The organism is Arthrobacter sp. NPDC093125, assembly GCF_044754225.1.
GTDB lineage: Bacteria > Actinomycetota > Actinomycetes > Actinomycetales > Micrococcaceae > Arthrobacter.
Window position 1 is genome coordinate 1 of record NZ_JBIVOQ010000001.1, and the last position, 23,935, is coordinate 23,935.

18 protein-coding genes are annotated in these 23,935 nt (G+C 65.1%); 4 read left to right on the forward strand and 14 right to left on the reverse strand.

The window, feature by feature from the left end; genetic code table 11:
* Positions 1 to 513: 513 nt before the first annotated feature.
* Genes ACIP9X_RS00005 through ACIP9X_RS00015 form a run of 3 tightly spaced genes read right to left on the reverse strand, consistent with a single transcriptional unit; the run spans position 514 to position 8,067 of the window.
* Positions 514 to 4,248: a 1,4-alpha-glucan branching enzyme gene (locus ACIP9X_RS00005; protein ID WP_400477679.1), complete on the reverse strand. Its 3,735-nt coding sequence runs from the start codon at positions 4,246 to 4,248 to the stop codon at positions 514 to 516.
* Position 4,249: 1 nt separating this feature from the next.
* Positions 4,250 to 6,046: a maltose alpha-D-glucosyltransferase gene (treS, locus tag ACIP9X_RS00010; protein WP_400477680.1), complete on the reverse strand. Its 1,797-nt coding sequence runs from the start codon at positions 6,044 to 6,046 to the stop codon at positions 4,250 to 4,252.
* Positions 6,047 to 6,051: 5 nt separating this feature from the next.
* Positions 6,052 to 8,067: an alpha-1,4-glucan--maltose-1-phosphate maltosyltransferase gene (locus tag ACIP9X_RS00015; RefSeq protein ID WP_400478502.1), complete on the reverse strand. Its 2,016-nt coding sequence runs from the start codon at positions 8,065 to 8,067 to the stop codon at positions 6,052 to 6,054.
* Positions 8,068 to 8,255: 188 nt separating this feature from the next.
* On the opposite strand from ACIP9X_RS00015, the gene glgP reads away from it, so the two are divergent.
* The gene (glgP, locus tag ACIP9X_RS00020; protein ID WP_400477681.1) at positions 8,256 to 10,874 is read left to right on the forward strand and encodes an alpha-glucan family phosphorylase; all 2,619 of its coding nucleotides are present in this window, start codon (positions 8,256 to 8,258) and stop codon (positions 10,872 to 10,874) included.
* A gap of 58 nt (positions 10,875 to 10,932) precedes the next feature.
* Here glgP and ACIP9X_RS00025 read toward each other — a convergent pair whose 3' ends face one another.
* The 3 genes from ACIP9X_RS00025 to glgX are packed head-to-tail and all read right to left on the reverse strand — an operon-like array spanning position 10,933 to position 13,980.
* Positions 10,933 to 11,289: a barstar family protein gene (locus tag ACIP9X_RS00025; RefSeq protein WP_400477682.1), complete on the reverse strand. Its 357-nt coding sequence runs from the start codon at positions 11,287 to 11,289 to the stop codon at positions 10,933 to 10,935.
* A 4-nt stretch (positions 11,290 to 11,293) separates the two neighbouring features.
* On the reverse strand, positions 11,294 to 11,824 hold the full coding sequence (locus ACIP9X_RS00030) for a ribonuclease domain-containing protein (protein WP_400478503.1): 531 nt from the start codon (positions 11,822 to 11,824) through the stop codon (positions 11,294 to 11,296).
* A gap of 35 nt (positions 11,825 to 11,859) precedes the next feature.
* A complete protein-coding gene (gene glgX, locus ACIP9X_RS00035) occupies positions 11,860 to 13,980 on the reverse strand; it encodes a glycogen debranching protein GlgX (RefSeq protein WP_400477683.1) in 2,121 nt (706 codons plus the stop codon).
* A gap of 119 nt (positions 13,981 to 14,099) precedes the next feature.
* On the opposite strand from glgX, the gene ACIP9X_RS00040 reads away from it, so the two are divergent.
* Positions 14,100 to 14,909, forward strand: coding sequence for a carbon-nitrogen hydrolase family protein (locus ACIP9X_RS00040; protein ID WP_400477684.1), 810 nt, complete (start codon positions 14,100 to 14,102; stop codon positions 14,907 to 14,909).
* Positions 14,910 to 15,175: 266 nt separating this feature from the next.
* Here ACIP9X_RS00040 and rlmB read toward each other — a convergent pair whose 3' ends face one another.
* From rlmB to ACIP9X_RS00070, 6 genes are all read right to left on the reverse strand, one after another.
* Positions 15,176 to 16,168 carry a 23S rRNA (guanosine(2251)-2'-O)-methyltransferase RlmB gene (rlmB, locus tag ACIP9X_RS00045; RefSeq protein WP_400477685.1) on the reverse strand — a complete coding sequence of 331 codons (993 nt, stop codon included), beginning with the start codon at positions 16,166 to 16,168 and terminating at the stop codon, positions 15,176 to 15,178.
* Positions 16,169 to 16,271: 103 nt separating this feature from the next.
* Complete coding sequence (gene cysS / locus ACIP9X_RS00050; RefSeq protein ID WP_400477686.1) at positions 16,272 to 17,726, reverse strand: cysteine--tRNA ligase; 1,455 nt, start codon at positions 17,724 to 17,726, stop codon at positions 16,272 to 16,274.
* A gap of 39 nt (positions 17,727 to 17,765) precedes the next feature.
* Positions 17,766 to 18,095 carry a hypothetical protein gene (locus ACIP9X_RS00055; RefSeq protein WP_400477687.1) on the reverse strand — a complete coding sequence of 110 codons (330 nt, stop codon included), beginning with the start codon at positions 18,093 to 18,095 and terminating at the stop codon, positions 17,766 to 17,768.
* Between the two features lie 102 nt (positions 18,096 to 18,197).
* Positions 18,198 to 18,683, reverse strand: a complete 486-nt coding sequence (gene ispF, locus ACIP9X_RS00060) for a 2-C-methyl-D-erythritol 2,4-cyclodiphosphate synthase (protein ID WP_400478504.1) — start codon at positions 18,681 to 18,683, stop codon at positions 18,198 to 18,200.
* A 77-nt stretch (positions 18,684 to 18,760) separates the two neighbouring features.
* Positions 18,761 to 19,543, reverse strand: a complete 783-nt coding sequence (gene ispD, locus ACIP9X_RS00065) for a 2-C-methyl-D-erythritol 4-phosphate cytidylyltransferase (RefSeq protein WP_400477688.1) — start codon at positions 19,541 to 19,543, stop codon at positions 18,761 to 18,763.
* Between the two features lie 158 nt (positions 19,544 to 19,701).
* Positions 19,702 to 20,184: a CarD family transcriptional regulator gene (locus ACIP9X_RS00070; RefSeq protein ID WP_400477689.1), complete on the reverse strand. Its 483-nt coding sequence runs from the start codon at positions 20,182 to 20,184 to the stop codon at positions 19,702 to 19,704.
* A gap of 328 nt (positions 20,185 to 20,512) precedes the next feature.
* Here ACIP9X_RS00070 and ACIP9X_RS00075 point away from each other — a divergent pair, with 328 nt between their 5' ends.
* On the forward strand, positions 20,513 to 21,079 hold the full coding sequence (locus ACIP9X_RS00075; RefSeq protein ID WP_400478505.1) for a hypothetical protein: 567 nt from the start codon (positions 20,513 to 20,515) through the stop codon (positions 21,077 to 21,079).
* A 114-nt stretch (positions 21,080 to 21,193) separates the two neighbouring features.
* Here ACIP9X_RS00075 and ACIP9X_RS00080 read toward each other — a convergent pair whose 3' ends face one another.
* On the reverse strand, positions 21,194 to 21,874 hold the full coding sequence (locus ACIP9X_RS00080) for a response regulator (RefSeq protein ID WP_400477690.1): 681 nt from the start codon (positions 21,872 to 21,874) through the stop codon (positions 21,194 to 21,196).
* A complete protein-coding gene (locus ACIP9X_RS00085; RefSeq protein WP_400478506.1) occupies positions 21,871 to 23,052 on the reverse strand; it encodes a sensor histidine kinase in 1,182 nt (393 codons plus the stop codon). Before ACIP9X_RS00085 ends, ACIP9X_RS00080 begins: the two co-directional genes overlap by 4 nt.
* 207 nt (positions 23,053 to 23,259) lie before the next feature.
* On the opposite strand from ACIP9X_RS00085, the gene phoU reads away from it, so the two are divergent.
* Complete coding sequence (gene phoU / locus ACIP9X_RS00090) at positions 23,260 to 23,925, forward strand: phosphate signaling complex protein PhoU (RefSeq protein ID WP_400477691.1); 666 nt, start codon at positions 23,260 to 23,262, stop codon at positions 23,923 to 23,925.
* The last annotated feature ends 10 nt before the right edge of the window (positions 23,926 to 23,935 follow it).

Genomic DNA, 23,935 nt, shown 5'->3' on the forward strand with positions numbered 1-23,935 from the left:
AAGAAAAACAGACACAACCAGAAACCGCGGAAATAACGCGGAACCAGGCTGCACAAAATTTGAAACCAGCCAAAACACCAGACCACACCCACAGGGGCAGGCGCAGCCCGGCAATTCAACCAATTTAATAAAAAATCGGTATCAACAAACTTGGCACACTATTGAGTTCTCAAACAACAGACACACCCGGCACCACCCAAACACCCGTTCAGGATCGCTCCGGAGCAACTTTCCAAACTTACCTGCTCTCACCATCCTAGTCAAATCGGCCTCTGCAAGTCCATGATGTTTTGGGCATCTCACTCGCTGATCCGACCGACTCCGGGGAGCGGCGCGGAAATAAACTCTACCACTACTTTTCCCGGACGCCAACCCGGCTCCAGGGCAGCTCTCCGGATACTGAGCCAGCCAGTCACGAACAGCGGAAGAGGCCCGGAATCCCAGGGATCCGGGCCTCTTCAGGATGCTGTGCAGCGTCTCTAGCTCTCCGCCGCCCTAGCTAACCGTAGTCCCCTAGCTAACCGTAGTCTCCGGCAGTTCCGCCTGGGCTGGCTTCACCGGCAGGGACTTGGCGCCTGTGCCGGTCGGCTTGAAGTAGGCGGCGCCGAGCGGGGGCAGGGTCACCGTCAGCGTGGCGGGCTGGCCGTCGGTGCCTTCGTCCTCCGCGGTCAGCGTCCCGGTGTTCAAAACACCGGACCCGCCATATGCTGCGGCGTCGGTGTTGAGCACTTCAGTCCATCCGCCGGCAGCGGGGACACCCAGGGCGTAGTCCTTGTGGGGGGCTCCGGAGAAGTTGACGGCGAAGACGACGGGGTTGCTGTCCTTGTCCCAACGGACGAAAGTCAGGACGTTGCGGTCCGCGTCTGCCCCGTTGATCCACTGGAAGCCGCCGGGCTCGTTGTCACGTGAGTAAAGCGCCGGCGTGGACTTGTACAGCTCATTCAGGTCCTTGGTCAGCAGCTGGATGCCGTTGTGGGCCGGGATGTCTGCCAGCCACCAGTCGAGGCCGTGCTGCTCTGACCATTCGGCTTCCTGGCCGAATTCCGTGCCCATGAAGATGAGCTGCTTACCGGGATGTGCCCACTGGTAGCCGAGGAAGGCGCGCAGGCTCGCCAGCTGCTGCCAGCGGTCGCCCGGCATTTTGCGCAGCATCGAGCCCTTGCCGTGGACAACCTCGTCATGGCTGATGGGCAGGAGGAAGTTCTCGGTGAAGGCGTAGACCAGCGAGAACGTGACCGTTCCGTGGTGCCACTTGCGGTTCACCGGATCTTCCGACATGTACTTCAGCGTGTCATGCATCCAGCCCATGTTCCACTTGAGCCCAAAGCCGAGTCCGCCGTGGCTCGTCGGTCCGGTCACGCCCGGGAACGCGGTGGATTCCTCGGCGATCATGACCGCGCCCGGGTGCGTCTTGTACACCGTGGCGTTGGCCTCCTGCAGGAACGAGATGGCCTCCAGGTTTTCCCGTCCGCCGAAGCGGTTCGGCTGCCATTGGCCGTCCTCCCGGGAGTAGTCCAGGTAGAGCATGGACGCCACGGCGTCCACGCGCAGGCCGTCGATGTGGAACTCGTCCAGCCAGTAGAGCGCGTTTGCCACCAGGAAGTTGCGGACCTCGGTGCGGCCGAAGTCGAAGATCAGGGTGCCCCAGTCCGGGTGCTCCCCCAGGTTCGGATCGGCGTGCTCGTACAGCGGCTGGCCGTCGAACTGGGCCAGGGCCCAGTTGTCCTTCGGGAAGTGCGCCGGAACCCAGTCAAGGATGACTCCGATGCCGGCCTGGTGGAGCGCATCCACCAGGTAGCGGAACTCGTCCGGGTGCCCGAAGCGGGACGTCGGCGCAAAGTAGGAGGTGACCTGGTAGCCCCATGAGCCTCCGAAGGGGTGTTCTGCCACGGGCATGAACTCGACATGGCTGAAGCCCAGCCACTTGACGTATTCGACGAGTTCCTTGGCCAGTTCGCGGTAGCCCAGTCCAAGGCGCCAGGATCCAAGGTGGACCTCGTAGACGCTCATGGGCGAGTTGTGCGGATCCCGCTCAGCGCGCGCCTTCATCCAGTCGGCGTCCTCGAACCGGTAGTGGGATTCCACAACCCTGGAGGCTGTCAGCGGCGGCACCTCCGTGCCGAAGGCCAGGGGGTCGGCTTTTTCAACCCAGTAGCCGCCCCTGGTCTTGATCTCGAACTTGTAGCACGCGCCGGCCCCGACGCCGGGGACGAAGAGTTCCCAGATGCCGGAGGAACCAAGGGAACGCAGAGAGTACTCCCGCCCGTCCCAGGAGTTGAAGTCACCCTTGATGCGCACAGCCTCGGCGTTGGGGGCCCACACGGCGAAGGACACGCCGTCGATGTCTCCAAGCGCGGACTTGTAGTGCTGCACGTGGGCGCCCAGGACGGTCCACAGCTTTTCGTGGCGGCCCTCCCCGATCAGGTGCAGGTCAACTTCCCCAACGGTCGGGAGGTAGCGGTAAGGCTCGTCGACCCTGACCGGTTCCAGGCCTTCGTACGTCACGTCCAGGCGGTAGTCCGGCACATGCCCGGTCTGGAGCGGCTCGAGTACGGCCACCCAGACGCCTTCGGCCTCATGGGTCATCGGGACGGAGCCCGCCTCGGTTACTACGGTCACCGCTTCGGCCATGTGCTTCACGGTTCGGATGGTCACCTGGCCGTAGTCATCCAGGTGGGCACCAAGCACGGAGTGTGGGGCATGGTGCTCACCGGCAGCCACACGGGAGAGCGTATGCGCATCCACGTGAAGGGGCGCGTGGGGCCGATCTGTGGGTACAGAGCCTGTCATGTTTTTACCTTCCGCTGCGGCGCCGGCCGGTTCGCCGGTGCCTTTACTGCTGAGGAGCCGCCTGGCCGCATTCGCCGGGATGGCCAGCCAGTCCGGCCTGTTGCGCATCTCATAGACGACTTCGTAAAGCGCCTTGTCCAGCCACAATGCCACAAAGAGCGGCGAGTTCCTGTCAACGGTGCCGGGTGTGACTTCCGAGTAGCCGGCCAGGAAGGCCTCGGTGCAGTCATCAACCCAGGCCTCCGGAACGCGGGCATCACTGCTCTCACGCTCGGCGGCACCCGCGGCGTAGTCGAAGGAGCGGAGCATGCCCAGCACGTCCCGCAGGGGGACGTCCGGAAAGTTCCGTTCCGCGATGGGCCGGAGCGGCTCACCCTCGAAATCGAGGATCGCCCAGCGGTCCGGTCCGCCGTCGCGGCCGGGAACCTGGAGGATCTGGCCGAGGTGGAGGTCCCCGTGGATGCGCTGCAGCGCGCCGGCCGGAGTGCCCTCAAGGTCTGCAAGCAGCAGTTCCAGTTCGTTGTCATACGGTCCGACGGCGGGACCGGCTTCCGTCCAGGCCTGCCGCACACGCTGGGCTACTCCGGGCGCAATGATTCCGCCGGGGACAGCTTCCTTAGACACCCCCAGGGTCTCTGCAAGCCGCCGGTGGACGGTGGCCGTGGCATGGCCGAGGGCGTGTGCCTCCTGGGTGAAGTCGGCTCCCGCTGCGGCAGCCCCGACCGCGAGCCTCCAGGCGTCACGGCCGCCGGCCAGGAACTCGTGTGCCACCGCCAGTTCACCTTGAGCCCGGTCAGGCGCACCGGCCGTGCCCGTCTGCGGGAACCACTCGCCGGTGACCCAGCCGAGGGTGGCGGGTACTTCCGTGGTGCGCGCAGCGGAAAGGGCTGCGCCGACCTCAACCTCCGGGTTCCGGCCGGCGGAAAGCACACGGAAGAATTTCACGATAGCCGCGGAGTCGCCGTCGTCGATGATGACGGAAGTGTTGGACTGCTCGCCTGACAGGACGCGCACTGTTCCGGTCGCCTGCGGAAGCGGCTGGCCGCCTCCGGAGAGGTGGCCGCTGGCGGCGCCGGCCGCAGCGGAGCCCTCTGTCCGCATGAGGTCAAGCCACGCTGCGATGAACACGGGGTCGTGGACGCCGTCGTAGATCCAGCGGTGTCCCAGTTCGGGGTGGTCGCTTTCACCCACGAGGGCGCGCTCCGCGCCGGGCAGGGGGTCGCGGCGGTAGCTGAGCGGCACCTGGACCACATCGGTGCGGCGGCCGCCGTCGGGCGTTTCCGAAACCACGGAGGCGAGGAACACCTCAAGGCCGACCTCATCAAATGAGTCGTTCAGGAGGAAGCCGCCTACCGGGTCCAGCGAGAAAGCTCCCGCCTTTACCGGGAACCAGCGCTGGCGGGGCAGCCACTGGCGGAGCAGCTCTTTGAGTGTGGGGGTCAGTGTTGATTGGCTCATCTCAGCCCTCAATCGACAGGACGGGCATCGCCTGGGTGAAAGGAGATGCGGGGTTGGAGGCGGCGGAACGCAGGCGCAGCCAGAAGAAGTCGTGGCTGCCCAGCGTGAGGGTCAGGTTGCCGTCCTCCCCCACGCCCGGGAACGGCTGTCCGCCGAAGACGTCGCGCAGCCCGCGGCCGGCGAACTGCGGCAACCTCAGCGTTGACGACACCGGGTGCTGGGAGAGGTTGAAGGCGCAGAGAATGGTTTCAGCGGGCTCACCGGCCGTGTTGCCTTCGGGAAGTTCGCGCAAGTAGGCCAGCACCACTTCGTGGTCGGCTTCCACATGCTTGAAGGTGCCCAGCCCGAACGCCGCGTGGTTACGCCGGACACTCAGGATCTGCCTCGTCCACCGAAGCAGGGATCCGGAGTGGGCGGCCTCCGCTTCAACGTTGGCCATGCTGTAGTTGTAGACCAGCGACTGGATCACCGGCAGGTACAGCTTGCCCGGATCGGCATTGGAGAAGCCTGCGTTTCGGTCCGGGTTCCACTGCATGGGGGTACGGACGGCGTCACGGTCTTCGAGCCAGATGTTGTCTCCCATGCCGATCTCGTCCCCGTAGTAAAGGAAGGGGCTGCCCGGCAGGGACAGCAGCAGGGCGTTGATGAGTTCGATCTCTGCCCGGGAGTTGTCCAGCAGCGGCGCCAGGCGCCGCCTGATGCCGATGTTGGCGCGCATGCGCGGGTCCGGGGCGTACCAGCCCAGCATCGCGGCACGCTCGTCGGCGGTGACCATTTCGAGCGTCAGCTCGTCGTGGTTCCGCAGGAACGTGCCCCACTGGGCGCCCTCCGGGATGTCCGGCGTGTCGTGCATCGTCTCGATGATCGGGGCCGCCTTCTGGTCGCGCAGGGCGTAGTACAGCCGCGGCATGATCGGAAAGTGGAAGGCCATGTGGCATTCCGGTTCTTCTTCCGTTCCGAAGTACTCCACGACCTCGTTCGGCGGCTGGTTGGCCTCGGCGATGATCACCCTGCCCGGGTAGCTTTCATCCACCATCTTGCGCAGCTTGCGCAGGAATTCGTGGGTGGCGGGCAGGTTTTCGCAGTTGGTGCCTTCCTCCTCGTAGAGGTACGGGATGGCGTCGGCGCGGAAGCCGTCGATTCCCTGGTCCAGCCAGAACCGCACGACGTCGAACACGGCGTCGATGACTTTGGGGTTCTCAAAGTTGAGGTCGGGCTGGTGGCTGAAGAAGCGGTGCCAGAAGAACTGGCGCCGGATGGGATCGAACGTCCAGTTCGACTCTTCGGTGTCCACGAAGATGATGCGGGCGTCCTGGTATTTCTCGTCCGTGTCGCTCCACACGTAGAAGTCGCCGAAGGGACCGTCCGGGTCCTTGCGGGACTCCTGGAACCAGGGGTGCTGGTCCGATGTGTGGTTCAGCGGCAGGTCGATGATGACCCGGACGCCGCGCGCATGGGCTTCGGCGACGAGCCGCTTGAAGTCACTGATGGTCCCGAATTCGTCCAGCACCGAGTTGTAGTCGGAGATGTCATAACCGCCGTCGCGCAGCGGTGACTGGAAGAACGGAGGCAGCCAGAGGCAGTCCACCCCCAGCCACTGCAGGTAGTCGAGTTTGTCAATCAGACCGTGGAAGTCTCCCGACCCGTCCGCGTTGGCATCCGCAAAGCCGCGCACCAGCACTTCATAGAACACCGCTTTCCTGTACCACAGTGGATCGTGTTGCAGTCCCGGCGCGTTGAGCTCGAATGTGCTCTTTGGTGTGAAGTGGTGCGTGGATGTCGGCGGGCTGAAACTCACTGAGGCTACCTCCGGATGTTCAGGATGTGTGCAGGTTCGATGTGGGAATCGAGTCTGACGTAGTTGTACTCGCCCCATTCCCAGGACTGGCCTGAGATCAGGTCATCCACCCTGAAGCCGCCGTTTTGCGTGAGGTCATCCGGGCCGAGCTCCAGCGCGGCGAGGTCGAGCGACACCGTGCTTTCCCTGGTGCTGTGCGGGTCCACGTTGACCACCACGATGATGGTGTCCTTGGTGCCGTCCGGAAGGGTCTTGTGCTTGGAGTACACGATCGTGGCGTCGTCGGTGCTGTGATGCAGGGTCAGGTTCTGCAGGTCCCCCAGGGCCGGATGGGCCTTGCGGATCTCGTTGAGCCTAGTGAGGTACGGCGCCAGGCTCCGGCCGGATGCGGCAGCAGCATCCCAGTCCCTGGCCTTGTACTCGAACTTCTCATTGTCGATGTACTCCTCGGCGCCCGGCCTTGCCACGTGCTCGTACAGTTCGTAGCCGGCGTAGACGCCCCACAGCGGGCTTGCGGTTGCCGCGAGAGCAGCCCGGATCTTGAAGGCGGCCGGACCGCCGTACTGCAGGTACTCCGTGAGGATGTCAGGGGTGTTGACGAAGAAGTTCGGGCGGAAGAAGGCCGGCGAAACGTGGCTGACCTCGTGGAAGTACTCCTCCAGCTCCTTCTTCGTGTTTCGCCAGGTGAAGTACGTGTAGGACTGCTGGAAGCCGGCCCTGCCGAGCGCGTGCATCATGGCCGGCCGGGTGAAGGCCTCGGCGAGGAACACGACGTCGGGGTTCTTCTTGTTGACCTTGGCGATGAGCCATTCCCAGAACCACACCGGCTTGGTGTGGGGGTTGTCCACACGGAAGACCTTGACGCCGTGGCTGACCCAGAGCTCGACGATGCGCAGGATTTCCCTGGACAGGCCCTCGGGATCATTGTCGAAGTTCAGCGGGTAGATGTCCTGGTACTTCTTGGGCGGGTTTTCGGCGTAGGCGATGCTTCCGTCGACCCGGGTGGTGAACCATTCCGGGTGCTCGGCGACCCAGGGGTGGTCCGGGGCGGCCTGCAGCGCCAGGTCGAGTGCTACTTCCAGGCCCAGTTCGTTGGCGCGGGAGACGAAGGCGTCGAAGTCTTCGAACGTGCCCAGGTCGGGGTGGATGGCGTCATGGCCGCCCTCCTTCGCCCCGATGGCCCAAGGGGATCCGGGGTCGTTGGGGCCGGCGATGAGCGTGTTGTTCGGGCCCTTGCGGTGCTGCACGCCGATCGGGTGGATGGGCGGCATGTAGATGATGTCGAAGCCCATGTCGGCGACGGCTTCCAGGCGCTTGGCGGCCGTGCGGAAGTTGCCGGAGGTCCACTGCCCGGTCTCGTGGTTCTTGACGGCGCCCTCGGAGCGCGGAAAGAACTCGTACCAGGAGCCTCGGCCGGCGAGGTCGCGCTCCACCAGCAGGGGGAACGGTTCAGAAACGGTGACCAGCTCGCGGATGGGCTCACGCCCGACAATTTCGGTGACCTCCGGGCTGAAGCCGGCCGCCAGCCGCTCTTCGGCGGACTTTGCCGTGTCGGAGAGACCGACGACGGCGGCGCGGAGCGTGTTCCGGTCGGCGGAGTTGCGGAAGGACTCCTCCGCGGCCTGCGACAGCAGCGCGGCTCCCTCGTCGAGCATCAGTTCGACGTCGATGCCCGCCTCGACCTTCACCTCGGCGTTGTGGTGCCAGGTCCCGTAGCGGTCGTGCCAGGCCTCGATCACGAAGGACCAGCGGCCCGTCGAGGTGGGGGTCAGCCGGCCTTCCCACAGGTCCGTGCCCTTGCCGCGGTCACCGCGCGGGGGGTGCAGCCGGACGCGCTGGCGCTCCTTGCCCTTCGGGTCGAGCAGGACGGCGCTGACGCCCAGCTGGTCGTGGCCTTCCCGGAAGGATTTTGCACTAACGACGATGTCTTCACCCGGTAGCGCCTTAGCGGGAAACTTCCCGCCTTCGACTACCGGTTGAACACTTGTGATCGGGAAACGGCCGAATCGAAGGCCATCCATGATCGAAGCGGTGGGCGTCTGCTTGGCTGGGGCACTGGTTCGCGTGTTAGTCGTCACAGGCTCGACATTAGCGATAAATGGCAGCCATTGCTAAGCGTGCGAACTAAATCTGCCTGCTGATCCGTCATTTACCGGAATGTAATCGAAAGCAGTTCCTGAGGTTCACCTTCTCGATTAGTGTGGCGCAAGTGAAGGCAATCCGCAGATTTACTGTCCGTACCGTTCTTCCCGAGCCGATCAGGCCGCTGGCCCGTTTGGCCACCAATCTGCGCTGGTCGTGGCACCGGCCCACCCGGGAACTCTTCGAAGGCCTGAGTCCCAAGGTATGGGCCGAATGCGGCAATGATCCGGTGAGTTTCCTGGGGCTCGTGGGCCGCGAAGAGATGCACCGGCTGGCCACCGACCCGGATGTGGTGGCCCGGGTGCGTGCCGCCGCAGATGATCTTGACCGGTACCTTGAGGAGCCGCGCTGGTACCAGAGCCTGGGCGAGGACGCCCCTGCTTCCATCGCTTACTTCTCCCCGGAGTTCGGCATCACGGAGGTCCTGCCGCAGTATTCGGGCGGCCTCGGCATCCTGGCGGGCGACCACCTCAAGGCAGCATCGGACCTCGGTGTTCCGCTGATCGGCGTGGGCCTGCTGTACCAGGCCGGATACTTCAAGCAGTCCCTGTCCCGGGACGCCTGGCAGCAGGAGACGTATCCGGTCATCGATCCGGACGGCCTGCCGCTGACGCTGTTGCGGGAACCGTCCGCTGACGGCAGCGGGAAGCCCCTCGAGATCTCGCTGCCGCTGCCCAACGGCCGGCGCCTTGCGGCGCATATCTGGCGTGCCGACGTCGGGCGTGTCCCCCTCCTGCTGTTGGACTCCAACGTTCCCGGCAACGACGACGCCGCCCGCGGCATCACGGACCGGCTGTACGGCGGCGGCGGTGACCACCGGCTGCAGCAGGAACTGCTGCTGGGCATGGGTGGGGTGAAGGCGCTGCGCGCTTACCAGCGCCTGACCGGCACGCCCGCGCCGGAGGTGTTTCACACCAACGAAGGCCATGCCGGCTTCCTCGGCGTCGAGCGGATCCAGGAGCTGATGGCGGGCGAGGAAGCGCTCACCTTCGACGAAGCACTCGCCGCCGGACGTGCGTCCACCGTTTTCACCACCCATACCCCCGTCCCGGCCGGCATCGACCGTTTCGAGGCCGCCCAGATCCAGCACTTCTTCGAGGCGGGGCTCGCCCCTGATGTTCCCACGTCCCGGATCCTCGACCTGGGCCGCGAGAACTTCGCGGACGGGAATCCGTTCGTGTTCAACATGGCCGTCATGGGCCTGCGCCTCGCCCAGCGCGCCAACGGAGTGGCCAAGCTCCACGGCGAAGTGTCCCGCGGCATGTTTTCCGCGCTCTGGCCCGGGTTCGACCACTCGGAAGTGCCCATCACGTCCGTGACCAACGGCGTGCACGTGCCCACATGGGTCGACTCGAGAATCTCCAAGCTGGCCCGGGAACGGTTCGGGGCCGAGGCCGAGGCGACGGGCCGCTGGGATCTGGCCTACAACGTCAGCGACGCGGAAGTCTGGCAGGTGCGGCGCGACATGCGTGCCGCGCTCGTCGAGGACGTCCGGCGCCGGCTTCGGGCAGCCTGGAAGAAGCGCGGTGCCGCTGATGCTGAGCTCGCCTGGACCGATTCCGTCCTTGATCCCGATGTCCTGACCATCGGCTTCGCCCGCCGCGTTCCCACCTACAAGCGGCTGACGCTGATGCTCCGCGAGCCCGAGCGCCTCAAGGCGCTCCTGCTGCACAAGGAGCACCCGATCCAGCTGGTCATCGCCGGCAAATCCCATCCTGCGGACGACGCGGGCAAGAAGATGATCCAGGACCTGGTGCGTTTCACGGACGACCCCAAGGTCCGCCACCGCATCGTCTTCCTGCCGAACTACGACATCGCCATGGCCCGCACCCTGTTCCCGGGCTGCGACGTCTGGCTGAACAACCCGCTGCGTCCGCTGGAAGCCTGCGGCACGTCGGGCATGAAGGCAGCGATCAACGGTTCCCTCAACCTTTCGGTGCTCGACGGCTGGTGGGACGAGATGTACGACGGCGAAAACGGTTGGGCGATTCCGACCGCCAACAACGGGGCCTCGGCCGATGAGCGCGACGACATCGAGGCCGCCGCCCTGTACGAGCTGCTCGAGACCCAGGTGGCGCCACGGTTCTACGGCAACACCACGTCTGAAGCAGCAGGCGCCGCCGGTCCGTCCGACACCGGCCACGAGAAGATCCCCACGCACTGGGTGTCCATGATCAAGCACACGCTCGCGCACCTCGGACCGGCAGTGTCGGCCGAGCGAATGCTTAGGGACTACGTCAACGTCCTGTACAGGCCAGCTGCTGTTTCCGGGCGGCACGCGGTTGCCAACTCCTTCGTTCAGTCCAGGAAGCTCGCGGCGTGGACCACCAAGGTGCGGGCTGCCTGGCCGCAGCTCCACGTTGAGCACGTGGATTCCCTGGGCGTGTCCGAGGATCCGCAGATCGGCGACACCCTCCAGGTCAACGCCTACGTGGGGCTGCACAACCTGACGCCGAACGACGTTGCCGTGGAGGTCGCCTACGGACAGGCCGAGGAAAGCGATGAACTCGCCAACGTGACGCTCGTGGAGCTCGAGCCCAAGGACGAACTGGGCAACGGCCGGTATCTGTTCACGGGGTCCATCGTGATCGACCGCTCCGGATCCTTCGGCTACACGGTGCGGGTGCTTCCCAAACACGAGGCGCTGGCATCCAAGGCCGAACTGGGGTTGGTCGTCAACGCGTAGGCTCTCACGTCAGGGTGGTCCGTCGCTGACGGGCCACCGTGCCTACGTCTGAGAGGGCCTACAGGCAGACGGCTATGACCGTGAGGTCCTTGCCGGCGTAGCTCTCAGCGTCCTGGAGGATCTCGCAGATGACGCCGAAGGAGCGGTCGCTGCGGAAGGCAGCGGCCACTTCCCAGATCACCGTCAGCGGGTCTTCGCCGTTGTCCGAGATGGCATCGGCGAAGTCATGGAGGGAGTCGTTGAGGGCGTCCAGGTTGACGCCGTAGTGCTCCGGGAACTGCAGGGCCTCCCCGAAGGTGGCAAGTACCGCCTTCTTGGAGCCGGCAGCCGGGACCACGAGGCTGCGCCGGCCCGCATCAGCTGCCTGGTCACGCAGTTCGTCAACGGTCCAGGTGTCTGCCGAATAGATCTTCACGGAGCTATTTACCCTCTGCTATGAATTTGAACGACTCGTAGTGATCGGCCGAGTAGTACTTTTCGCCGGCCTTGCCCGCGACGATCCTGCGGGCCCCGCGGTCAGACTCGCCGGGAGTCGGCACGGTGTACTCCCTGTAATAGCCGCCCGATTTCCGCGGCAGGATGCGCTCAAAATTTCCGAAGGTCACGCCGTCGCGTTCGTAGGGAAACGGCCCTCCGCGGCGGATGAGCGCAAGGGTGGCGCGCCCTTCGCGCGGGAGTTGCGATTCCCTGATGGTTGGGAGCCGTGACGGGTTGGCGGCCGCTCCGCCGTCGGGAGCCGACGGCGGGAGGGACGACGGCGGCAGCGTGCCGGACCGTGCGGGGCCGGGTTGCGTGGGGCCAGGTTGCGTTGTGCCTTGCCCGGGACTGGGCTGCGCGCTGCCGGATTCTGCAGGGGCCTGCCCACCCGTTTGGAGCTGCAGTCCGTTGGACACGACGAGCGCCACGCCCAACAGCACAGTCAGCACTACCGCGGCCAGCAGCCTGCGCATATTCAAGCGTTCCCGTCCTTCGTGCCAGGCCCGTACTAGGCGCGGTAGATGTTGATGGTGTTGGCCTGCACCAGATCCCGGTCGCCGGGTGCCACGTTGATGCCCTGGCGCTGGTCGTGGAGTTCGGACGTAGTGACCCGCAATTCGAACGTCCGAACTCCGGCGCCTTCGTCCTTGCCGCCGTCCTTGGCGAACTTCGGAAGCATGACCATCACATCGTCGCGTCCGCCGTTGACAACAATGAGCCCGGCCACCTGACCGTCATCAGAGCCGAGCAGCAGCTGCACGATGCGGTGCTTCGGGTCGTTCCACCGCTCCGTGGTCATGGGCTGGCCGTTCTCATCAAACCAGTACAGGAAGGAGTTGGCGTCGCGCGCGGGATAGTCATGCGGCTGCCCGGCCAGGAACTCCTTGCGGAGCCGGATCACGCGCTTAGTGCTCCGGAGCATGGCGTGGGATTCCGGGGTGCTCGTCCAGTCGATCCACGTAAGCGGGTTGTCCTGGCAATACGCGTTGTTGTTCCCTTGCTGGGTCCGGCCAAGTTCATCGCCGGCGGTGATCATGGGAACGCCGAGTGAGATCATGAGCGATGCCATCAGGTTCCGCCGCGTCTGGGCACGCCGGGCAAGGATGGCTTCATCCTCGGTCCGGCCCTCAAACCCGTGGTTGTAGCTGCGGTTGTCGCCGTGCCCGTCCCGGTTCTGCTCCCCGTTGGCCTCATTGTGCTTGCGGTCGTAGGAGACGAGGTCCGTCATGGTGAAGCCGTCGTGCGAGGCGATGTAGTTCAGGGATGCGAGGCGGGAGCGGCCTGAGGCCTCAAAGAGGCTTGCCGAACCGGAGATGGCGTCTGCCAGCCGCGCCACGGAACCCCCTTGGCCGCCGCCGTCGATGGCGGCACGGTCCGCAACCCAGAACGAACGCATGGCATCGCGGTAATGGTCGTTCCAGTCCACCCAGCCGCCCGGGAAGCGGCCGGTCTGCCAGCCTCCGTGGCCCACGTCCCAGGGTTCGGCGATGAGCTTTACGCCCGAGAGCACCGGATCCGCCGCCACTTCGGTCAGGAAAGGATGCTTGGGATCGAATTCGTTGGCCGCGTTCCTGCAGAGCGCCACGGCGAGGTCGAAGCGGAATCCGTCGATATGGAACTCGTTTACCCAGTACCGGAGCGAATCCAGTACCAACTGGACAACGCGGGGTTCAGCAAAATTCAGGGTGTTCCCGCAGCCGGTGGTGTCGACGTACCTGCCGCTGCCGTCGGTGCGGTAATAGCTCCGCTCCCCCAGGCCGCGGAAGCCGAAGGTGTTCCCGTCCGGCCCGCCCTCCGCCGTGTGGTTGTAGACCACGTCCAGGAGAACCTCGATGCCGGCGGCGTGCAGGAGCTTGACCATGCCCTTGAACTCGTCCTGGACCGCCTGCGGTCCCGACTCCTGCGCTGACTTGGTCGCATAGGCCGGGTGCGGGGCAAAGAATGCCGCCGTGTTGTAGCCCCAGTAATTCGTCAGGCCAAGATCCTGCAGATGCGGTTCGTCGAGGTGGAAGTGAACGGGCAGCAACTGTACTGCCGTGACTCCCAGGCCCGTCAGGTGCTCGATCATTGCAGGATGACCCATGCCCGCATAGGTGCCGCGCAGGGTCTCCGGAATGTCTGGGTGCAGCATGCTCTGCCCGCGGACGTGCGCCTCATAGATGATCGTGTTCCGCCAGGGCGTGTGCAGCCGCTGGTCCTGGCCCCAGTCAAAATCGCTGGACGTCCTCACACTGGTGAGGAAACCGTTGCGTTGATCCACGCCCCGCCCGTAGGGATCGAGAAGCAGCGGCTGACTGCCGCCGTCGTCGTCAAAATCCGTTGTGGGAACTGTGAGCGGCAGGACCTGGCGGTCGGCGGCAGGGCGGAAGCCGTAGCGGGACCCTACAGGGAAGGCGTCCACCACGCCGTAATGGACGCCCCTGGACACGTTTGGCAGCGTGTGGAGCCTCCACTCGCCGCCTGGCGCCTGATACGCAATCTCCAGTGTCTGCACGCCCGGCGCGTAGACAGCCACCCTCGCGCGGCTGCCCGGAGAGCCGGCTCCAGAGGGTCCCGGTCCAACGGAACTTACGCCAAGGGGGAACGCCTGAGCGGCGTCCACTGTCGAGGCTGTATCAATTAGGGGCATTACTATCGATTAAAGCTTAAGCGTCGCGCTCAAAAGCCGATCTGTTCCGGCATGTGACGATTCGATTGCCGGCTGTGGCCTGCTGCCGCCCGGAAAAACGCCAAAAGGTGGAGGTATTCGTGAAGATTGCACTGGCCCAGATCATCACCGGCCGTGAGGCGGAGCGCAACCTCGAGGTGCTGGAGGAGTACGCCCGCCAGGCAAAGGGGGGCGGCGCCGAACTCGTTGTGTTCCCCGAAGCAACCATGCGCGCGTTCGGCAATTCCCTGCACGACATCGCAGAGCCACTCGACGGTCCGTGGGCCAACCGGGTCCGTTCGATTGCCGCCGAGCTGGGAATCGTGATCGTTACCGGCATGTTCACCCCGGGCTCCGCACCGGATGGCGGCCGCGGGAAGGTTCGGAACACACTGCTGGTCACCGGCCCCGGCGTGGACACCAGCTACGACAAGGTGCACCTCTTCGACGCGTTCGGCTTCCTCGAGTCGGACACCGTGGATGCCGGGTCAGGCCCCGTAACGTTCGACGCCGGTGGGCTCACCTTCGGCCTGGCCACCTGCTACGACATCCGTTTCCCGTCCCTCTTCACCGCCAACGCCGACCGCGGGGCCGCCGCGAACATCATCTGCGCTTCCTGGGGAGCCGGTCCGGGCAAGGTCGACCAGTGGAAGCTCCTGGCCCGCGCCCGTGCCGTCGACACCACCACCTACGTCCTCGCCTGCGGCCAAGGCGACCCCGCCACCCAGGGCACCGAGCCGCACGGCGCGGCACCCACGGGCGTCGGCCACAGCGCCGTTGTGTCGCCTTTCGGGGAGGTCCTCAGCGAGCTCGACGGCGCCCCCGGCCTCCTGTTCGCCGACCTGGATCCCGCCGTCGTCAAGGAAGCCCGCGCCAAGCTCCCAGTCCTGGCCAACCGCCGCGAGTTCTAAGGGCCGCCAGCGCCTCGTGTGCCCCACCAACAAAACGCTTCCTCAGCTCTCGTCGCTTAAAACGGAACCCTCCTGCAGCTCTTGCAGGAAAAACGCACACGCTTCCGCAATCACATGCGGAAGCGTGTGCCGTTTCGCGGCGAAAGCTGAGGAAGCGTTCCCGAATTTCCTGCGAAAGCTGAGGGAGCGTTTGTAGCCGCTATCGCGCAGGGGTGACCTCACCACCGAACCGCGGCGGGCGGTTTGCCTTTGCGGTCTGGGCGGGGTTATTTGGTGGCGCGCTGGCGGGAGATTTCGTAGAGGGAGATGCCGACCGCCATTGAGGCGTTCAGGGACTCCATGGCGGAGTCGATCGGGATCGAGACGATCTGGTCGCAGTTTTCCCGGACCAGGCGGCTCAGGCCCTTGCCCTCAGAGCCGACCACGATGCAGACCGGCTCCGTGGCCAGGCTGAGGTCGGGCAACGATACATCGCCGTCGCCGTCGAGCCCCAGAACGAACATTCCCATGCCCTTGAACTGCTTCAGGGCGTTGTTCAGGTTCGAAGCGCGGGCCACGGGGACGCGGACGGCGGCGCCGGCGCTGGTCTTCCATGCGGAGGCCGTGACACCCACGGAACGGCGCTCGGGGACGATCACGCCATGGCCGCTGAACGCGGAGACGGAGCGGATGATGGCGCCGAGGTTGCGGGGGTCCGTGATGCCGTCCAGCGCCACGAACAGAGGCGCATTGGAAACGTGCCCCTTCTTCCACTTCTCAATAGTTTCTTCGGCGAGGTCGTAGGCGTCCTGGTATTCGTACGGCGGGATCTGCAGCACGAGGCCCTGGTGTACGGCGTCGTCGGTCATGCGGTCGAGCTCGGGCTTGCCGGTCTCGAGCAGCGGGATGCCTCGCTCGGCGGCGATCTTAAGGGACTCCTTGACGCGGTCGTCCATTTCGATGCGGACGGCCACGTGCAGCGCCTTGGCCGGAATGCCGGCGCGAAGCGCTTCAACCACGGAGTTGCGGCCGGTGACGACTTCCTCCATGGCGCGGCCCTTCGGGCCCGACCGGGCACCGGCACCGCGGGGGCTGCCGGGCCGCTTGGCAGCGGCGCGCTCGGCAAGCTGCTTGTTCTTGTGCGCCTTGTGGTAAGTGCGGTCCTCGGCCTTGGGGGTTGGTCCCTTGCCCTCGAGAGCCTTACGGCCATGGCCACCGGTTCCGGTGGTGGGGCCCTTCTTGTTCTTGCGGATTGCGCCCGGGCGACCGTTGTTGGCCATGATTCCACCCTTGATTGAATTGAGTAAGTCTGAACTCCAGTCTACTGACTCAAGTTAAATCGTTGAGCAGAGCGGGTGGACGCCACCGGTTCAGCCGCTCTGCTCAACCGCGCTGCAGGCTCCAGGTGGGTCCGTCGGCGCTGTCCTCGACCAGGATGCCGGCAGCGGTGAGGGTGTCCCGGATGGCGTCCGAAGCCGGCCAGTCCTTCCGGGCGCGGGCGTCGGCGCGGGCCGCGAGCTGCGCCTCCACGAGTACGCCAAGCGCCGCCGTCGCTTCGTTGTCGGCGGCCGGCTGAGCGGCGTCGTTGATCCCCAGTACCCGGAGCATGTCGTTCACGCCGGCAAGCGCCTGCCGTGCGGTGCCGAGATCCCCGGCGGTCAGCGCCGAATTTCCTGCCCGGACGGTGTCATGCAGCACCGCGAGGGCCTGCGGGACGTTGAGGTCATCGTCCATGGCGGCGGCAAAGGCGTCCGGCACCTCGCCTGAACTGCCGAAGAGCAGGGAACCGTCCGTGGACAGCGCCCGCACCGCACGGGCGATAAAGCCGTCAATGCGTTCGACGGCGGCAGTCGCCTCCTGCAGGGACGTCGGCTGGTAGTCCAGCACCGAGCGGTACTGCGCCTGCCCAAGGTAGTAGCGGACGACCCGCGGCGGAGCGAGCTCCAGCATTTCGGCCGGGCTCACGGTGTTCCCAACGGACTTCGACATCTTTTCGCCCTGGTAGGTGACCATGCCGTTGTGCATCCAGAAGTTGGCGAAGCCCTGTCCGGCGGCCTGGGACTGGGCCATCTCGTTCTCGTGGTGCGGGAAGCGCAGGTCGAGCCCGCCGCCGTGAATGTCGAACTCTGTGCCCAAATACTTGCTGGCCATTGCGGAGCACTCGAGGTGCCAGCCGGGACGGCCGGTGCCCCAAGGCGAAACCCATCCCGCCGTCGTCGGCTCGCCTTCCTTGTGCCCCTTCCACAGCGCGAAGTCCCGCGGGTCCTTCTTGCCGCGCGGGTCCGCGTCCGCGGCGCCTTGCATGTCGTCAATTTTCTGGCGCGTCAGGGAGCCGTACTTGTTCCAGGAGCGGACGTCGAAGTAGACATCGCCGGACCCGTCCAGCGCAGGGTAGGCGTGGCCGCGGTCGATGAGCTGCTGGATGAGCGCGTGCATCTCAGGGATGTGGCCGGTGGCGCGGGGTTCATACGTGGGCCGGGAGACGCCGAGGACGTCGTAGGCCTTGAGGAACTCCTGCTCGTACCGGTAGGCCAGCGCCCACCATTCCTCTTCGGGGACGGCGCCGGGTTCCTGCTCGAAGTCCGGGTGGAAGGACGCCTCGGACTTGGCGAGGATTTTGTCGTCGATGTCCGTGACGTTCCGGACCACTGTGACCCGGAACCCGTGGTACTGCAGCCAGCGGGTGAGCTGGTCAAAGGCGATCGCCGAACGGATGTGCCCGACGTGCGGCATGCCCTGCACTGTGGCGCCGCAGTAATACAGGCTCGCCTTGCCCGGTACGAGGGGAACGAAGTCGCGGACTTCGGCGGATGCAGTGTCGTAAAAGCGCAGGGTCACCGCTCCAGATTAGCTGATGGCCCAGTTTGCACGGCCCGCTTACTTGCAGACATCGCCGATCCGGTTGTTCTGTTTGGTCAGCTCGGCGATCTGGGCCTCGTTCTTGTCGCCCAGGGCGGTGCCGGCCACCTGCTTCATGACGTTGGCCATCTTCTCGATCGGGTCCGCGATTTCGGGGGCCACCTTGTCGGCGATCTCCTGGTAGTGTTTCGCGATCTGGTCCGCCTGCTGCTGCTGGTTTCCACTGGGCTTGAACGTATCGCTGTTGAGGAATGTACAGCTCTCGCCGACGCTCATCCTGGGCGTGCCGTTGCCGCAGCCTGTAAGCAGCAGGCAGGCAATCACGACGGCGGGAATCAGCTTTTTCACGGGAGGTCTCCTGGTGTTGCGGTACAGATGGTGCCGGCGGGCGCGCCGCAGGTCCTTCTTCCAGCGTAGGTGATTGCAGGCTGAGCAGAGACCCGGGAATGTTCAGGTCGCCGGATAGACCAAGGCCGTGGCCACCGCCGAGATGCCCTCGCCCCTGCCGGTGAATCCCAGGCTGTCGCTCGTGGTGGCCGTGACGCTGACTGGCGCTCCGGCGGCTTCCGTCAGGACGCGCTGCGACTCTTCTCGGCGCGGCCCGAACTTGGGTCGGTTCGCCACGAACTGCACCGCCACGTTGCCTATTTCGAACCCGGAGGCCCGGACGATTCGTGCCGCTTCTGTCAGGAGGGTAACTCCCGAGGCCCCGGCGAACTCCGGGCGGTCGGTGCCGAAGTGCGTTCCGAGGTCGCCAATCCCGCAGGCGGAGAACAGGGCGTCGGCCGCCGCATGGGCCACGGCGTCGCCGTCGGAATGGCCTGCGAGCCCGCGCTCCCCCTCCCAGAACAGTCCGCCCAGCCAGAGTGGCCTGCTCGCACCCTCCGGCGCGAAAGCGTGGACGTCAATGCCGATTCCGGTGCGGGGCAGGATCATGCGGGTGCTTTCCTTTTCTGCTGCGCTCATGCTGTCTTCACTCATCATCTCTAGGCGCGCCGTCCGGGCTCACGCCGTCAGCCTTCCACCCAGCGCGCGCCGAGGGGACCCTCGAGGAGGCCTTCGGCGAGGATGAGGTCCAGCGGCGTGGTGATTTTCAGGGACTGACTGGCTCCGCGCACGGCGTGCACCGGCTCACCAAGGAGCTCCACCAGCATGGCGTCGTCGGTGACAGCTGCCGCCGTGCTCTCATCAAAGCCTGCTGCCGCCTCGTGGGCGGCCTTCAGGGTGTCCACCTTGAATCCCTGCGGGGTCTGGACTGCGCGCAGCTCCTGCCGGGACACCGTGCCCGTGACGACCAAGGGCGCGATGTCAGCGTCGTTGCCGCCGGTGGCGGCGACGGTCTTGACCGTATCCACCACGGGGATGACCGGGATGACAGCGGAGGCTCCGTTGGCCAGCGCCTGCGCCACCCGGTGGAAGACAGACTCGGGCGTGAGGGCACGGGCGGCATCATGAACAAGGACGGCCTCCGTTCCTTCCTCCACTGCAGCCAGCGCTGACCGGACGGAATCCGCCCTGGTGGCCCCGCCGTCGACCATTGTCAGGAGGGGACCGCCGTCCGCCAACTCAACCCTGAAATCCTCGATCAGCTGCCGGAGCCCGGCGTCGGCGGCGGGCAGCGCGATGCATACCTGGCTGGCCACGCCGGCCGCAACGATGCCGCGTAGCGCGTGCAGAAGGATCGGTTCGCCGCCCAGGGGCACCGCCGCCTTGGGCATGCCGTACCCAAGCCGCTGCCCGGAACCTGCGGCGACGAGGATGACGGCGGTTACGGGTCGCGTGGCTGCATCGTTCATGCCGACTAGCCTACGTCCCGGCCGCGCTCCCCTCTAACACCCAACTCAGTAGCAGCTGTGGTCGTTCTGGGAGCTGGGAACGACCCGAGCAGCTACCCAGTTGGGTGTTTTTGGGCAAGAAGAAACCCCGGCGGCACTCTGCCACCGGGGTTCAATTCTCAGGAAGCCAGAACCTCGTCGAGAACGCTTGCAGCCTTCTCTTCGTCGGTCCTCTCGGCCAAAGCCAATTCTGAAATCAGAATCTGCCGTGCCTTGGCCAGCATTCGCTTCTCACCTGCGGAAAGGCCCCGATCGTGATCCCGGCGCCACAGGTCGCGGACGACCTCTGCAACCTTGATGACGTCACCGGAAGCAAGCTTCTCCAGATTTGCCTTGTAACGGCGCGACCAGTTGGTGGGCTCTTCAGTGAACTCGGCACGAAGCACATCGAACACGTGCTCCAAGCCTTCCTTGCCCACTACGTCGCGTACCCCAACGAGGTCAACGTTTTCTGCTGGAACTTCAATGGTCAGATCACCCTGAGCCACCTTGAGCTTGAGATACATCTTCTCTTCGCCCTTGACAGTGCGCATCTTGATTTCTTCAATTTTTGCTGCACCGTGGTGAGGGTAAACTACTGTCTCGCCGACCTCAAAAACCATGTGGACTTTCCCCTTTCCCGCAGACCAGTTTATCACGATTAAGGCATATGACTGGCATGGATCGGGGCCCTGAACCGCGGAAATACGCGGAAAATGGGCAGAACTGGGGGCTCAGACCCCTTGACGAACGCGGATAATAGTGCATCACCCCAGCGCCGACAAGCGCTACGCGGCGGTAGTCCGCAGGCCTTGTTCGACGCCGACGGGGTCCTGAAACAGGCGCTATTGTGTACGGCGGGAATCCTTGTTCAGCCGTGTTTGCCGATAGGCTATGGCTAAACCAAGTTTCAAGACTTTTCTAGGAGTGCGTGACGTGCGTTTCACTGCGATGAACCGGGGCCAGCGCGGCAAGATGGCCATGGCGGCTGCCGCCCTGAGCATCGGACTGCTCACCCTGACCGGCTGCGGCTACATTAACGCCCAGCAGACCTCCGAGCAGTACGCCGCCTCGGACGGAACACGCTCCGACGTCGGACCGGTGCAGCTGCGGAACATGCTGATCGTTGCCGCAGGCGAGAACCAGCCCGGACGCGTGATCGGTGCTGTCTACAACTCCTCTTCGAACGACGTCAAGGTCACCCTGAGCGGAGCCGAAGGCGCCCAGACCGAGATCCCGGTCAAGAAGAACTCCTACACGCTGCTCAACGAGTCCACGGACCCGGCCATCCTGAGCACCGCCGGCGGCCGCCCGGGTTCGCTCGTGGACATCACCGTCCGTGAAGACGGCACCAACGTGAACGAGACCGTCAAGATTCCGGTTGTCGACGGCACGCTGAAGGAATACCAGGCCTACCTGCCCGGGGGCAGCACCCCGACGCCGACTCCGAGCGAAACCGGCACGCACACTGATGGCGCCCACACCGAAGGTGCCACGCCCACCGAGGGCGGCCACTGACACTGCCGAGTCGTTAATACCTGAAGGAGGGGATCCCCACGGGGATCCCCTCCTTCAGGTATTAAGCCCGGATGCTCGGTCCGGCCGTTTAGCGGGCAGTGAAGCCGAGTCCGCCTACGGCTCGAACTTGTAGCCGAGGCCCCGGACGGTCACCAGGTAACGCGGAAGCGAGGGGTCGGGTTCGATCTTGCTGCGCAGGCGCTTGACGTGGACGTCGAGGGTCTTCGTGTCACCCACGTAGTCCGATCCCCAGACCCTGTCGATCAGCTGTCCGCGGGTCAGCACCCGGCCGGAATTCCGGAGCAGCATCTCGAGGAGTTCAAATTCCTTCAGCGGGAGCGCCACCTGTTCCCCGCCCACGCTGACAACGTGGCGTTCAACGTCCATCCGGACCGGACCGGCCTGCACCGTGCTGGCGACGAGTTCCTCCGGCTCCCCCTGCCGCCGGAGCACTGCCCGGACGCGCGCGACCAGTTCCCGCGATGAGTACGGCTTGGTGACGTAGTCGTCGGCGCCGAGTTCGAGCCCCACCACCTTGTCGATTTCCGTATCCTTGGCGGTCAGCATGATCACGGGGACGCCGGAGCGCTGGCGCAGCTGGCGGCAGACCTCGGTCCCGGACAGGCCTGGCAGCTGCAGGTCCAGCAGCACAAGGTCAGCTCCGTTGCGGTCGAATTCCGTGATCGCATCCAGGCCGTTGTCCACGACCTCAACTTCAAAGCCTTCCTTGCCCAGCAGATAGGACAGGGGATCGCTGAACGATTCCTCGTCCTCCACAATAAGAATCCTGCTCAAGCGGTAACTCCTCGTTCTTGAACGCCTGCGGCGTCCTTTGGTTCTTTTGCATGGGATGCCTGCCCTTCCATCTCCGGCAGGCGCAGCGTGAACGTGGACCCCTGGCCCGGCTGCGACCACAGGGTGACCTCCCCGCCGTGGTTGGAGACGACATGCTTGACGATGCTCAGGCCAAGCCCGGTGCCGCCGGTGTGCCGTGACCGCGCGGAATCCACGCGGTAAAAGCGTTCGAACACGCGCTCCTGGTCCTCGGCCGAAAGGCCCTCGCCCTGGTCAGTCACCGAGATCGAGACGAGGCCTTCCTTGGCCCGCAGTCCGATCCCCACCCTCGTGTTCTCAGGTGAATAGCGGATGGCGTTGTCGATCAGGTTGCGCAGGGCGGTCACCAGGAGGTCCTGGTCGCCGTAGACCTTCGCGTCGACCCGCCCCCCGATGACGATGTGGATGTTCTTGCTCTCGGCCGGCAGCTGCGAGCGGTCCACCGCCTCCGAGACCACGTCGTTGATGTCCACTTCCTGGCCCTGCTGCGCAACGTTTGCGCCCTGTAGGCGGGAGAGTTCGATGATGTCCTGCACCAGCGCGGCAAGCCGGGCCGACTCCTTGTGCATGCGGGCCGCAAAGCGGCGGACGGCCTCTTCGTCATCCGCAGAGGATTCGATCGCCTCCGCCAGCAGGGACAGTGCGCCCACCGGTGTCTTCAATTCATGGGACACGTTCGCCACGAAGTCGTTGCGGATTTCCTCCGTGCGAGTGATCTCGGTCCGGTCGTCGGCCAGCAGGAGAATGTATTCCTCCCCGAGCATTGCTGCCCGGACCTGGACGATGATGGCGCCCTGGCCGAGGGGGCCTCTCGGAAGCTCGAGCCGCTTTTCCAGGATCACGCCGTCGCGGCGGACATTCGCTGTCATGTCCAGCAGCTCCCGGTGCACCACCGTGTGGCCCCGCACCAGCCCGTAGGCATAGGCGGCCGGGCTTGCCCGGACCACGCCGTCGATGGCGTCCACCACCACGAAGGCCTTGCCGATGACGGCGAGCACTTCAGCGGCGCCCGGGGGAAGCGACGGCTCATCGATTTCGACGTCGACAATCTTCCGCTGCTGCTCGCTGACCCTGAAAGCGAGCACACCGAAGACGCCGAACGACAGGCCGATCAGGCCGGCGATGACACCGATGAGCATAGGATCCACGGCTCCAGCTTATGCTTTCGAAATGCCCGATCAGCGGTTCCGGGACCAGAACGGGGCGGATTCAGCTAACGTTCATCTAGAGGTGCGTAACAGTTCACCCGACACTGGAAGAGTGGCGGGTTGGACTGCCGGAACGGTGATACGAGACTCTGACCGCCCCATACGGCGGGGCTGGGTTTCCAAGGAAAGGACGCCTACGTGCGTAAGGTTTTTCAGGAAGAGCTCGCCCAGGTGGGCGAAGACCTCATCGAAATGTCAAAGCTGGTCAGCGAAGCGATCACCAAGGCAACCACGTCGTTTGAAGTGGCCGACGTCGATCTGGCCCAGGACGTCATCGCGGCTGATGCCCGGATCGACTTCCTGCAGAACAGCCTTGACGAGCGGGCCATCGACATCCTCGCCCTCCAGGGGCCGGTGGCCAGCGACCTGCGCATGATCGTGGGCTCGCTGCGGATGAGCGCCTCGCTGGAGCGCATGGGCGATCTCGCACGCCACATCGCGCAGCTGGCGCGCCTCCGCTTCCCGTCCACGGTGATCCCGGGTTCCCTCACGGAGACTTTCAAGAGCTTTGCCGAGCACGACATCGTGATCGCCAACAAGCTTACGCAGCTGCTGGAAACCCGCGACCTGGAAGTTGCCCGGGACATCCTGAAGGCGAACTCGGAGGTCAACGACCTGCACGTGAGCGTGTTCAAGGCCATCGCCCGCAGCGACTGGCAGGAAACCCCGGCCACCACGGTTGACGTGGCCCTGGCGAGCCGGTACTTCGAGCGTTTCGCGGACCACGGCGTATCCGTGGCGCAGAAGGTCACCTACCTCGTGACGGGCGCGTGGCACCCCAACAGCAGCATCGAGCATGGCTGACGCAGAAGCA

What these genes read in the sequence shown, in the direction of transcription:
- ACIP9X_RS00070 (WP_400477689.1), bottom strand. Translation starts at nt 20,184, where the DNA reads ATGGTTTTTGAGGTCGGCGAGACAGTAGTTTACCCTCACCACGGTGCA.
- ACIP9X_RS00015 (WP_400478502.1), bottom strand. Translation starts at nt 8,067, where the DNA reads ATGGATGGCCTTCGATTCGGCCGTTTCCCGATCACAAGTGTTCAACCG.
- glgX (WP_400477683.1), bottom strand. Translation starts at nt 13,980, where the DNA reads ATGCCCCTAATTGATACAGCCTCGACAGTGGACGCCGCTCAGGCGTTC.
- ispD (WP_400477688.1), bottom strand. Translation starts at nt 19,543, where the DNA reads ATGAACGATGCAGCCACGCGACCCGTAACCGCCGTCATCCTCGTCGCC.
- ACIP9X_RS00030 (WP_400478503.1), bottom strand. Translation starts at nt 11,824, where the DNA reads ATGCGCAGGCTGCTGGCCGCGGTAGTGCTGACTGTGCTGTTGGGCGTG.
- ispF (WP_400478504.1), bottom strand. Translation starts at nt 18,683, where the DNA reads ATGATCCTGCCCCGCACCGGAATCGGCATTGACGTCCACGCTTTCGCG.
- ACIP9X_RS00085 (WP_400478506.1), bottom strand. Translation starts at nt 23,052, where the DNA reads ATGCTCATCGGTGTCATCGCCGGCCTGATCGGCCTGTCGTTCGGCGTC.
- ACIP9X_RS00075 (WP_400478505.1), top strand. Translation starts at nt 20,513, where the DNA reads ATGAACCGGGGCCAGCGCGGCAAGATGGCCATGGCGGCTGCCGCCCTG.
- rlmB (WP_400477685.1), bottom strand. Translation starts at nt 16,168, where the DNA reads ATGGCCAACAACGGTCGCCCGGGCGCAATCCGCAAGAACAAGAAGGGC.
- ACIP9X_RS00005 (WP_400477679.1), bottom strand. Translation starts at nt 4,248, where the DNA reads ATGAGCCAATCAACACTGACCCCCACACTCAAAGAGCTGCTCCGCCAG.